General features: G+C 73.1%; 8 protein-coding genes. 2 read left to right on the top strand and 6 right to left on the bottom strand.

Going from position 1 to position 10,732, the window contains the following annotated elements:
• Window positions 1–100: 100 nt before the first annotated feature.
• From AB0M28_RS38315 to AB0M28_RS38295, 5 genes are all read right to left on the bottom strand, one after another.
• The gene (locus AB0M28_RS38315; RefSeq protein ID WP_365415094.1) at window positions 101–1,903 is read right to left on the bottom strand and encodes a hypothetical protein; all 1,803 of its coding nucleotides are present in this window, start codon (window positions 1,901–1,903) and stop codon (window positions 101–103) included.
• 181 nt (window positions 1,904–2,084) lie between these two features.
• Window positions 2,085–3,080: a CopD family protein gene (locus AB0M28_RS38310; protein ID WP_365415092.1), complete on the bottom strand. Its 996-nt coding sequence runs from the start codon at window positions 3,078–3,080 to the stop codon at window positions 2,085–2,087.
• Entirely contained in the window at window positions 3,077–3,703 is a 627-nt protein-coding gene (locus tag AB0M28_RS38305; protein WP_365415090.1) for a copper resistance CopC family protein, read from the bottom strand. The genes AB0M28_RS38310 and AB0M28_RS38305 overlap by 4 nt, the downstream gene beginning before the upstream one ends.
• Window positions 3,696–4,976 (bottom strand): hypothetical protein, encoded by a 1,281-nt coding sequence (locus tag AB0M28_RS38300; RefSeq protein WP_365415088.1) that lies wholly within the window; start codon window positions 4,974–4,976, stop codon window positions 3,696–3,698. Before AB0M28_RS38300 ends, AB0M28_RS38305 begins: the two co-directional genes overlap by 8 nt.
• A 62-nt stretch (window positions 4,977–5,038) precedes the next feature.
• Window positions 5,039–5,224 (bottom strand): hypothetical protein, encoded by a 186-nt coding sequence (locus tag AB0M28_RS38295; protein ID WP_365415086.1) that lies wholly within the window; start codon window positions 5,222–5,224, stop codon window positions 5,039–5,041.
• Window positions 5,225–5,397: 173 nt separating this feature from the next.
• Between AB0M28_RS38295 and AB0M28_RS38290 the strand changes: the two genes are divergently transcribed.
• On the top strand, window positions 5,398–5,955 hold the full coding sequence (locus AB0M28_RS38290) for a FixH family protein (protein WP_365415084.1): 558 nt from the start codon (window positions 5,398–5,400) through the stop codon (window positions 5,953–5,955).
• Window positions 5,956–5,966: 11 nt separating this feature from the next.
• Here the strand turns inward: AB0M28_RS38290 and AB0M28_RS38285 are convergent, their stop codons facing one another.
• On the bottom strand, window positions 5,967–7,340 hold the full coding sequence (locus AB0M28_RS38285; protein WP_365415082.1) for a BTAD domain-containing putative transcriptional regulator: 1,374 nt from the start codon (window positions 7,338–7,340) through the stop codon (window positions 5,967–5,969).
• 224 nt (window positions 7,341–7,564) lie between these two features.
• Between AB0M28_RS38285 and AB0M28_RS38280 the strand changes: the two genes are divergently transcribed.
• Entirely contained in the window at window positions 7,565–10,543 is a 2,979-nt protein-coding gene (locus AB0M28_RS38280) for a hypothetical protein (protein WP_365415080.1), read from the top strand.
• Window positions 10,544–10,732 lie beyond the last annotated feature (189 nt).

Here is a 10,732-nt window from a genome sequence, read left to right as displayed (position 1 = left end):
GGGGGGGGGGGCGCGGGCGCGCGAGTCGTTCGCCGCGCCGCGGGGGGGGGGGGCCGGCCGGGGGGCTCCCGGGCCCCCGGGGCCCCCACCGCGTCGCGGACTACTCGGAACCGGTGTAGCGGAAGATGTAGAGCCCCGAGTCCATGTCCGAGGCCGCCACGTACTCCTGGCCGCCGGACTCGAAGACCTGGACGCCCCAGAGGCTGTTGCCGCCCTCGTCGATGTAGTGGCCGACCTCCGTCAGCCGGTCGTCGACGATCTTCGCGACCCGGAACCCGCCCGCGTAGTACGAGAAGTACGCGAGGTCGTCGCGCTGGTGCGAGGTGGCCACCTCGTGCACCGTCAGCGAGCCGTACTCGAAGTCGTGCCCGTACGCGGGGTCCTGGGCCTCGGTGATCGCGTACGTGTCCAGCTCCGTCATCTTGCCGCTCTCGTTGCGGTACAGGTGCGCGTAGCCCCAGCCGTCGAACTGCGGCGTGAACGACACCCGGTCGCCGTGCGTGCCGGGCGTGACGGGTATCCGCGCGGGCCCGGTGCCGGCCAGGCACGCCGCGTTGTCGTACGGCTGGTCGAACAGGGCGAAGCCCTCGCTCCTCGGTACGAAGCCGAAGGTGGGGAGCTCCCCGAAGGTCCGCACGCGGTCGGCCAGGTCGCAGCCGCCGGCGCCGGTGCCGCTGACGAACAGCACGCCGTCGTGACCGCCCGCCCCCTCCACGGCGTACTCCGCCTCGTAGGCCGCGCAGGCGCCGCGCTCGACCACCGCGATGTCGACGGCCTCCGGGTCACCGGGCGGAACGGCGGCCCCTCCGCAGCCGTCCCCCACGAAGACCGTCCCGCCGGCCAGCGTCTGCCCGGGTTCCAGCTCCGGGAACGACGCGCCCTGGCTGACGTGCAGTGCGCTGCCGTCGGTCTCGTTGCGGCCGCTCGGCGAGTACGCCCGGAAGTCCTCCTCCGTGCCGATCACATAGCGGTCGTCGCGGGTGAACTCCGCCTCGTGGGCGTTGCCTTCGGGGGCGACGTCCCGGCCGTGGGCCGCGGCCTCGGGGTCCGAGGCGGCGTAGTCCGTGTCGCCCACGTAGCGGATGTCCAGCGGATCGGTGACGTCGAGCTTGACGAAGCCGGCGTCCCAGTACGAGGCCAGCAGGATCTGGCGGCCGTCGATCTCCTTCACGACCATGTCGTGGAGGAAGACCTGCACCAGGGACACCGGCGTCCTCTGGAGGATCTGCGGGAAGAGCGTGTCGAGGTTGTACTCGGCGATGACGTGCGCCTGCTTCGGGTTGGTGATGTCGACGATGTCGACGTCCTTCTCCTCGTCGTTGTCGACGATCACGGCGTACGCCTTGTCGCCCGCGTCCCAGGCGAACACGCTGTGGATGTCGTGGGCGTCCTTCTTGCCCTGGCCCGGGACGGTGTGGTCGCCGATGCCCTCGCCGAGCGGTGTCGGGTGCCGCGGGTCGGTGACGTCGTACAGGTTCATGCCGCCGAAGCCGCTCGGCCCGCCGCACCGCTCGTTGTTGGTGACGAGGACGTCGCCGTCGAAGTACGGGGTGTCGAGGTGGACCGTCTGGATGCCCTCGCCGGGAAAGCTGCCGGGCTGGGCCCCGATGAAGGCGACCTCCTTCGGCGCGGCGGGCTGCCGTACGTCCACGACGTGCACGCCGTTGCTGCCGCAGTCGAGTCCGGCCCAGGCGGCCAGATAGGCGTAACCGCGGAAGACGCCGACGTCGGCGACCGAGGCCTCGGTGACGTTCTTCAGCCGCAGCTTGGCGACGAGGTCGACGTTCGCGTTCCCGGCGGGCAGATGCCCGCCTTCGGTGCCGTGCTGGTCATGGGCCTGCGCGAGCCCGCTGAAGGCACCCAGGACCAGCGCCGCCGCGACCAGCGCGGCCCTTCTTCGCATCCGGTGTCCGAGCATGGTTCCCCCGTTCGAAGAGCGTGCGAACACGCCGAGTCGGGGGGCCCGAAGAACCTAACCTGACGGGGGTGCAGGGGCAAGACCGCGTGCCTACGACGCTGGGCGCTTCCGGGCTCGGCGCGGATGCGCCTCAACGGCCCACGGGGCGTGGTGAGTTCCGGACCGCTCAGCTGGGGGTCGGTGTGCGGGAGAGGGTGACTGCCAGGGGCAGGGTCAGGGTCATGAGTGTGAGTTCCGCGGCTGCCAGTTTGATGAAGGCTCGGCGGTCTGCGCGGGTCAGGGCGGGCAGCGTGTGTGTGCGGTGGCGGTGGCCGCACCACGTCAGGGTGGCGAGTGCGGTTGTCTTGGCCAGGAGTAGGGTGCCGTAGCTCGTCGTCAGGAGGGCTGTCGTGGAGGGCAGGCGCAGTGCTGCGCTCAGCGCGCCGCTCGTTGCGACCGCTGCCAGTGCTATCGCGGCCAGTGGGCTGAAACGGCGTACCGCCTCCGCGGTCGCCGCGTCCGCGCGTACCGCGACGGCGAACACCGCGAGCAGCCCGCCCATCCATACCGACACGCCCCACAGATGCAGGCCCAGGGCCGCCATCGCCCAGCCCCGGTGGCCCGACACCGCCGAGTGACCCGAGAGCACCGGCGGCAGTACGGCCGCGAGCGCCACCAGTAGTGCGCAACGGGCTCCGGCTCGCGTCCGGGCGAGTGGGCACAGGGCCGCGAGCAGCGCGGCGGTCGCGGCGGTCAGCGCGTGGGCGCGGCCGTGCGGGTCGGCGGTCGCGAACCGCGCCACCGCCGCCACGTCCAGCGACCACACCGGCCGGGCCACGAGGTCGGACAGGGTGAACGCGACCACCGCGGCCGACGCCACGGCCCACATCCCCGCCGCCGCACCGGCCCACCGCGCGGCGCGCTGTCGTACGGCGTGCGGCCCGGACAGCAGGACGCCGCCCAGCAGCAGTGCCCCCACCGTGGCCACCGCCCCCGCGTCCGCGGCCGCCCGCGCCACCGGCAGGCCCCAGTCGGTGACCCGCCCCGCGCCCGCGATACCGGGCACCGGCCGCGTCCTCCCCGTAGCCGCGATCAGCGCCGCGGCCAGTGCGGCCGCCGCGGCGGCGAGCCCCGCGCCGAGGGCCAGCGCGGGGCGGTGCCGGGGGAGTTCGCCCGTCGTCATGCGCGGCGTCGTGCCCGCAGGCGCAGTGCCGCCGCGACCGCCAGGCCGCCCAGCCCCGCCGCCGTCCCGGCTCCGGCGACGAGGAGGGTGCGGGCGGCCGGGCCGGAGTCCTCGTGCGCCGCGAGGTCCGCGCGCCCGCCGCCCGGACCGGATCCCCCGAGGGCGGGCTCCGATGTCTCGGGCGACGCCTGCGCGTCGGGGGCGGGCCCGGACGTCGTGGGCGACGCCTGCGGGCTGGGCGTCGACGGTGCCTCCCGTACCGTGAACGAGACCGTGCCCGACACCGGATGCCCGTCCTCCGACACCACCCGGTAGCCCACGGTCCAGCGCCCCGCCGGTGCCTCCTTCGGCGGCGCGAGCGTCACCGTCCCCCCGGACACCGCCGGTTTCCCGACGGCCAGCGGCTCGCCGCGGTCGACGGTCAGCGACAGCCGCGTGTACGCCGCCCGCACCGGCTCGTTGAAGGTCAACGTGATGCGTTGCGGGGCGGCGGAGAGGGCGGCGCCGTCCGCCGGATCGCTGCCCTCCAGCCCGGTGTGCGCCGCGGCCGGGGCGGCGAGGGCTCCCGCCGCCAGCAGCAGGGCGCCGGTGAGGGTGAGCAGGAGCGCGCGGACCTTACCCATGAGGCACCTCTTTCTCCGTACGGTGAGGGGCGGCGGTGCCTGCGGTGGAGGAGCGCGGCCGGGCCGCCTCGCGCCGCCGGCGGGAGGCGCGTGTCGCCAGGACCGCGCCCCGCACCACCGCCAGCACCGCGAAGGAGACCCCGAGCAGGACGTACGTCGGCCCCATCAGGCTCGCCAGCCGCCCCGGCGCGGGGGTGTGCGGCGCGACGTAGAGATCGCGCATCAGGGCCGCCAGCCGGGCGGGGTAGCCGGCCGCGAGCTCCGGGACCACCCTGGCCAGGGTCACCGCGAAGAGGACCAGGTAGGAGACGGCGAGTACGCCGTACCCGAGCACCATCGCCGACACCCGGCGCGGCCACGGCAGCGGATCGTCCGGCAGCCCGCGCAGCCGGCGCACCAGGTGCACCGCGACCCGGCGGACCTGGCGGGACAGGTTGACCACGCCGAGGAGGTCGGTGAGCAGCCAGTAGCCGTCGAACTTGAAGACCGGCAGCAGCACGAACACCGCCACGAAGAAGATCATCACCGCGGCGACGAACAGCGGCACCCAGCCGGTGAGCCGGTACGCCAGCAGATAGCCGGCGCCGATGAGCAACTGGACGTACACACCCGCGGCGTCCACCGCCAGCCGGCGGCGGCGGGGCAGGCCCCAGGCCCCGGTGACGTCGCTGAAGAACACCGGGTAGACGATGTACAGACCGAAACCGATCTCCCGGGCGGGGGCACCGTAGCGCGCCGCCGCGCTCGTGTGGCCCAGCTCGTGCCCCAGCATGGACAGGGCCATCAGCGCCAGGGTCGGGGCGTACCCGCCGGAGCCCATCGTGCCGCCCTGCCCCGGCAGGCCGCCGGTGAGGGCGTCGACGACGGCGAGTACGACGAGCAGCATCCCGACAGCGGCCACGACCGGATGGAGGAGCGGCGAGATCAGCCGGGACAGCCGGTCCACCGTCGGGGCGGGCAGCAGCCGGGCGCGGAACCACAGGCCGAACGGCCGGCGACGGGTCTCCTGGCGGCCGACCGCGGCCAGCCTCTTTCGTAACTGCAGGTGCGCCGCCTCGACTTGGGCGGCGGTCACCTCGCGGCCGAGTCGCGCCCTCAGCCCGCCGGCGATCTCGGCGGCCGTGGCGCCGCCTTCGAACCCGGCGAGGATCTCGTGGGCGGTGGCGGAGATCCGGACGCAGCCGCCGTCGCCGGTCTCCACGACGTACGTCTCCCGCCGGTCGGTGGTGCCGTCCATCGGCCGGCCGTACAGCGGTTTCGCGGTGTTCCGCATTCCTGTGTCCCGTCCCCAGAGCGACGGCCGCCGGGCGGAGCTCCGCCCGGCGGCTCTCGGAGCTAGCTGCAGTTCCCCCACTCCGCGATCACGACCGGGAAGTCGGGATCGTCGCTCCACACGTAGCAGACGCTGCAGTCCACGGGGGAGTCGCAGGGGGGCATGCTGAACTCGAGCCGGGGTTCCAGCTCCTCGATCATCAGGTCGCCGGGCAGGAACCCTGTCGCCAGGGCGGGCGAGGTCTCCATATGTCCTCCTTCTGAGAAGGCGATGGCATCGACCCGCACCGTAGGGCGGGCCGTTGAACCCGCTCTGAATCCGGCCGCCGCCGGAGCCGGGAGCGTTCAGGGCCGGTTTGGCGGTGGTGCGTACGGTCGGCCGACACGTATCCGCACACGGCGAAACCCCGGAAGGACAGGCGATGTCACAGACCGGACCGGACCGACCGGTGCCGCCGGAACCGGGTCCCGGCGTCGGCCCGGCGGCGTGGGATCCCGATCCCGACGACGGCCGGCCGGAGTGGGACCCCGACCCCGACGCCGGCCCGCAGCCGAAGCGGCCCCGGGTTCTCAGGCGCCTCGTGATCGCGGTGGTCTGCGCGCTGGCCGCCGTCGTAGCGGTGATCGTCGTGGGCGCGAACACCTCCCCGAAGTCCGTGACGCTGGAGGCCCGGACGGACGACTACCAGGTGCGGCTGGAGCTGGACGACGTGTCGCCGGGACGCCGTACGGCCACCGTGCGCGTCGACGGCACGGACGGCCGCCCCGTCGAGGCGACGCGGGTCGACGTCCGCGCTGCCATGCCCGAGATGGGGATGGACGGCAAGGTGCTGCCCGCACGCGAGGTGGGACCCGGACAGTACGAGGCCAAGGGGCTGCTGTTCGGGATGACGGGGCAGTGGGTCGTACACCTGAGGATCGCGGGAGCGGGGGAGCAGCGGCCGCAGGAGGCGGTGTTCACGATCAAGGCAGGGCCGTGAGGAGGCGGTGCTCACGATCGAGGACGGGCCGTGAGGAGCCGGGCGCAGTCGGCCATGCTCTGGCCCGGGTTCCCCGCCACCGCGACCGCCGCCAGCCGCAGGGCCAGCGGGAGGTACGCGCAGGCGCGGGCCAGTTCCGCCGCCGCCCGGGGCTCGGCGCGGACGCGCAGCACGCCGACGAGATGCTCCAGCAGCCTCCCGGCCTCGTCCGGGCTCAGCACGTCGAGCCGGATCCGGGCGACGCCCGCCGCCCGGTCGCCCAGACCGTCGAGGGGCCCGCGGCTGGTCACCACGTGCAGGCAGCCCGGCGTCCGGGAGATCAGCGGGCGGACCTGCTCCGCGTCGCGGGCGTGGTCGAGCAGCAGCAGTGAGCGGCCGCCGGGCGGCGCGGATCCGCGCGCCGTGCCGTTGGTGCCGTGGCCGCTGAGGTCGAGCCACCGCACCCCGCCGGGGAACCGGTCCCGGACCCGGTGGGCCCAGTGCGCGGCGAGCGCCGTCTTGCCGACGCCCGCCATGCCTTCGATCGCCACCACGGAAGTGCCCGCCTCCAGGGCGGAGTCGAGCTGCGCCAGCTGGCCGCGCCGGCCGACGAACCCGGGTACGCCGCCGGCCGGGCGGGAGGCGTCCACGGACGGCTGGGCCTGGCCGTCGGCCTGGATGGTCTCGTACAGGCGGCGCACCTCCGGCCCGGGCTCCAGGTCCAGCTCCGCGAGGAGGACACTGCGCAGCCGGTGGTACGCCGCCACCGCCTCGGCGCGGCGCCCGCACCGGTACAGCGCGTCCATGAGCAGGGCGTGCAACCGCTCCCGGAAGGGGTGTGCACGGACCAGCGCGGCGAGTTCGTCGACCAACTGCGCCGGCCCACCCAACTCAAGCGCCGCCCCACCCACCCCGAGCACCGCGCCGTACCGCTCCTCGGCGACGTCCAGCCGGAGCTGCTCGAGCCGATCCGCCTCCGCCGCCACCGTCCGGCTCACCGGTACGTCGGCGAACGGCCGGCCCCGCCACAGGTCCAGCGCGCCGGCCAGCTGATCCACCCCGTGCCGCGTCTGCCCCGCCGCCATGGTGCGGCGGCCCGCCTCGGCCCCCCGCTCGAACAGCGCCGCGTCGACGGCACCGTCCTCCGCGACCAGCCGGTAGCCGTGCCCGCGGGTCGCCAGGACGACGGGCGAGCCCTGGAGCAGGCGGCGCAGGCGCATCACGTACACCTGCACGGTGCCCACGGCGGTGCGCGGCGGGGTGTCCCCCCACACCTCGTCGACCAGCCGCTCCGTCGACACGCTCTGCCCGCGCTCCGCCACCAGGACCGCCAGCACCAGTCGCGGCTGGGCGGCGCGGATCCCGGTCCAGGCCGTACCGGTCCACACCTGGAGGGGGCCGAGCATCCTGATCCACACGACTGGTACCTGCCCGCGCTAGGGAGCCGAAGACCTCCGTCGACCGGGTGTTCGGAGCTGTCGGCGGGGTCGGATTGGTCAGCGACCACCGGCGGTCCGCAACGCTAGGGAATCGCCGGATTGCCGTGGGCCCCGGGCGCCTCTACTCCTGGGAGGAAACGTTCCACAAGGCAGATGCGGGGTGGGGGCATCGCCCCGCGGGGGGAGGAACAATGGCCGTACTCACGCGCAGACGCGTGCTGATGATGCCGTTGGCCGGGCTGCTCGCGCTCCTGTGGGTGGTCGGCCTCGGGGCCGTCCGCGCGGCCGCCTCGCACACGGTTCCGCTGACCATCACGATCACCAGCGTGGACGGCGTCGGCGACGATCTGGACGGCGACTTCCGCAGCGACCCGGACTTCTACGCCGGTGTCGAGGTGGGCGGCGGCGCCATGGACGACGGGAACAGCTTCGACACCCACGTCGACGACGACAACAACGTCACGCCCTTCTGGGCGATCACCAAGAACGTCACGGTCGCCGACGACAGCTCGCCCACCACCTCGCTGACGCTGTCGGTCTGGGACCACGACGACTGCGACGACCCGTTCTGCACCGACACCGGTGTCTTCGAGTCCAACGACGACCAGCTGGACGTCAAGTCCGGCGCGGGCGAGTCCGCGACGTTCACGGTCAATCTGAACACGGGCCGCTGGACCGGCACCGTGGACTGGCCGTCGAGCTGTGTCACCGGCGACGGCGGCGAGGCCGTCAAGGTCTGCTTCGACATCAGCGTCGACTCGGCGAGCGGCGACAAGGACGGCGACTTCATGCTCGACGGCTGGGAGCGCAACGGGTTCAACCCCGACGGCGACGCCACCGTCGACGTGGACCTGCCGGCCATGGGCGCGAACGTCAACCGCAAGGACCTGTTCCTCGAACTGGACTGCCTGCGCGACACCACGGCGGGCAACGTGCACACCCACTGCCCGATCCCGAACGCCGTACGGGACGTGGTGCAGGCGTTCGCCAACGCGACCCCCGCCAACACGGACGGCAGCCTCGGCATCCAGCTGCACGTCGACATCGGCGACGTCAACGGCGATCCGCCGGGCGGCGACACCCGGGTGCTGCGCGCGGGCGCGGCGGCCGGCGGGACCACCGGCAGCTACGGCAACTACGGCGGGGGCGGCAGCCGGATCAACGAGCCGGGCAACACCATCATCCAGAACTTCGACGCGGCGGGCGCCGGCACCGACTTCTTCACCCTGAAGAACGCCAACTTCGACCGCCGCCGGGACCTGGTCTTCCGGTACGCCATCTTCGGCCACCAGACGAACGCCCGCCGGGCGGCGAACGACTGCACCTCCGGGCAGGCCAAGGGAATCCCGGGCGTCAACTTCATGGTGACCCTGGGCGGCACCCGCGTGGGCGGCGGCAGCTGCTGGGGCCAGGACGCGGCCGGCTTCTCCGTGGGCAGCCGCAGCCAGCAGGCGGGCACCCTGATGCACGAGTTCGGGCACGTCCTGGGCCTGCGCCACGGCGGCGGCGACAACCTCAACAACAAGCCGAACTACCTGAGCGTGATGAACTACGCCATCAGCACCGGCCCCGCCGTGATCCAGGCCCAGACCCAGGCGTGCCTGGTCCCCGCGGTCGGCGGACTCCCCGGCGGCTGCGACTACTCGCGTGCCCCGCTGGCGACCCTCAACGAGGTCAACCCGCCCGGGCTCGACGAGTGCGCGGGCATCGGCCTCGGGCTCGGCGGCGTCGACTGGGACGGCGCCGGCGGACAGACGGGCGCCTCGTGCGGGCCGCCGCCCACCAACAACGTCTCCGCGAACGTCAACAACGACTTCAACGACACGAACAACAACGGCACCCGGGATCCCGGCGAGACGAACAAGCTCACCCCGCTGCCCGGCTTCGACGACTGGAGCAACATCTTCTACGGGTTCCGGACGATCCCGGACTTCCAGACAGCCGGCGCCTCGGTGGCGGACGAGCCCGACCCGGAGTCGATCGCCGAGGCGCGCGACTACCTCGCCGGACTCGTGAAGCCCGTGCTGAGCGTCGACAAGACGGGGCCGGCGGACGCGATCCCCGGCGACACGCTGGACTACGTCCTCAACGTGAAGAACACCGGCCGCGGCCCGGCGCTGGGCGCCGCGCTCACGGACACCAAGCCGGACGCGTCGAAGGTGGAGTTCGAACTCGGCACCATCCAGGCCGGCAACACGGCGATCCGCACCGCCAGCCACGAGGTGGCCTGCACCGTCGCCGACGGCACGGTGCTGACCAACGGCGCCGCCGCCACGGCGACGGACCTGATCGGCAACCCCGTGTCCGGCTCCGACTCGGTGCAGACGACGGTCCACGCGCCCGTGCTGACGCTGGCCAAGACGGCCACGTCGTCGGTGAACAGCGGCGAGGCCGTCACGTACCGGCTCAGCTACGCGAACACGGGCAGCGGCGCCGCCACCGGAGCAGTCGTCACCGACACGCTCCCGGCGGACGTGTACTACAGCGCCGCGCTGGACACCGGCTCGGGCCCGAAGCCCGACGACGTGACCCGCAACGCCGACGGTACGACGACCCTCACCTGGAACGTCGGCACCGTGAACGGCGGCTCCGGAGCACAGGTGATCGAGTACACCGCGCGGCCCTCGCTGCTCTTCGTGGGCGGCGACTCGGTCGCGAACAGCGCGCGGATCACCTTCACCAACGCCAACGGCTGCACGTACAGCCCGGTGACCGCGTCGCAGACGACGTCGATCACCGAGGTCGCCCCGAGCCGTGACCCGCTGAGCCAGGGCTTCTGGAAGAACCACCCCGAGCTCTGGACGGCCGAACTCCTCGCCCGGATCCAGGCGACCGACCAGCGCTTCGACGGCGCCGACGGTTCCACTCCGGACGGCAGGCTGTCGGCCGCCGAGGCGGCGTACGTGTTCGGCCAGGGCGGTACGCAGGCGCAGCAGCTGACGTCGCAGCTGCTGGCGACGTACCTGAACCTGGCGTCGCGGCGGATCAACGCCTCGACGGACATCTCGTCGAAGACGGCCGCGAAGTACGGTCTGACCGACGTCCGTGACGCGGCGCTGTTCGTACGCGCGACGCTGGCCCTGCCGCTGAACGCGGGCTCGGCCGGGCGGTACAGCGCCGGGATCCAGATCCTGGAGGAGATCAACCAGAACAAGAGCGAAAGGTACTGAGGGCCCCGCACCCAAGGTACTGAGGGCCCCCACCCCAAGGCACTGAGGGCTCCGATACGGGCCCCGCACCGGACACATCCGGTGCGGGGCCCGCCGGCCCGTCCGACCACCGCGCCCGCCTTCTCCGGCCCCCTCAGATCGGAAAATCACACCTCTGAAATACATTAACTTGGCGTATCATCTCGGATT

This window comes from Streptomyces sp. NPDC051940, assembly GCF_040680895.1.
Lineage (GTDB): Bacteria > Actinomycetota > Actinomycetes > Streptomycetales > Streptomycetaceae > Streptomyces.
The sequence above is the reverse complement of the archived record's forward strand: the minus strand, read 5'-3'. Positions and strand labels throughout refer to the sequence as shown.

Coding starts and splice junctions, on each gene's coding strand:
- AB0M28_RS38310 (WP_365415092.1), bottom strand. CDS start 3,080: ATGACGACGGGCGAACTCCCCCGGCACCGCCCCGCGCTGGCCCTCGGC.
- AB0M28_RS38295 (WP_365415086.1), bottom strand. CDS start 5,224: ATGGAGACCTCGCCCGCCCTGGCGACAGGGTTCCTGCCCGGCGACCTG.
- AB0M28_RS38290 (WP_365415084.1), top strand. CDS start 5,398: ATGTCACAGACCGGACCGGACCGACCGGTGCCGCCGGAACCGGGTCCC.
- AB0M28_RS38280 (WP_365415080.1), top strand. CDS start 7,565: ATGGCCGTACTCACGCGCAGACGCGTGCTGATGATGCCGTTGGCCGGG.
- AB0M28_RS38300 (WP_365415088.1), bottom strand. CDS start 4,976: ATGCGGAACACCGCGAAACCGCTGTACGGCCGGCCGATGGACGGCACC.
- AB0M28_RS38285 (WP_365415082.1), bottom strand. CDS start 7,340: ATGCTCGGCCCCCTCCAGGTGTGGACCGGTACGGCCTGGACCGGGATC.
- AB0M28_RS38315 (WP_365415094.1), bottom strand. CDS start 1,903: ATGCGAAGAAGGGCCGCGCTGGTCGCGGCGGCGCTGGTCCTGGGTGCC.
- AB0M28_RS38305 (WP_365415090.1), bottom strand. CDS start 3,703: ATGGGTAAGGTCCGCGCGCTCCTGCTCACCCTCACCGGCGCCCTGCTG.